This is a genomic window from Shewanella sp. YQ_9 (assembly GCF_043103185.1).
In the GTDB taxonomy this organism is placed as follows: Bacteria; Pseudomonadota; Gammaproteobacteria; order Enterobacterales; family Shewanellaceae; genus Shewanella; species Shewanella algae.
The window spans coordinates 1-666 of sequence record NZ_JBICJO010000043.1; the positions used below are offsets into that span (position 1 = coordinate 1).

At 50.8% G+C, this 666-nt stretch carries 1 protein-coding gene; it reads right to left on the minus strand.

The window, feature by feature from the left end; genetic code table 11:
• Nucleotides 1-666: immunoglobulin-like domain-containing protein (locus ACF8D4_RS14030; RefSeq protein WP_392465325.1), on the minus strand; the 666-nt coding region annotated here is incomplete at both ends.

Sequence of the window (666 nt, forward strand, 5' to 3'; positions counted from 1 at the left end):
GATGCTGACGGTGAAGGCGGCGGTCTCACCCTCGGTAACACTGCTTTGATCGGCGACGATGCCGACCACAGGCGCATCCTGGGCGTCGAGAATAGTGGTGTCGGCGCTGTTGTTGCTGCCTATCTCCAGTTGTTCAAGGCTATTATCGACGTCAGTAACACCACTAATGGCGACGCTTAGATTTTCGCTATTTTCATAGACACCATCGTTAATGGTATTAACCGTAAAGCTTTGATGGCTATCACCGGTAATGGTCACGCTTGGAGGTAAATTATCAACATCTGCCGCAGATGCTGTACCACTCCAATCAAGTGCAAGGGTAACCGAAGCACCACCAGGAAGGGTTACCGGGTTACCGTTGGCATCGACCAAAGTCACTGTATAAGTGATTTCACCACCTTCAGCGACACTGGTTTTGTCTACGCTGATCTGGGCAAAAACTGTGTCGGTAGTGTCATTTACCAGTGTGGAAGCTGTGTCACTGGTATCCAGGTTTTCAAAATTACCACCTTGTGCACTATCTATACCTACGGTCAGAGTTTCCGCATCAACAAATACATCATCGCTGGGAGCATCAACGGTCACGGTGCCGGACGTCTGACCTGCCGCAATGGTGATGCTGGCGCCGTTGGACAGGGTCAGTACCAAGTCAGTTTCGGGGGCATT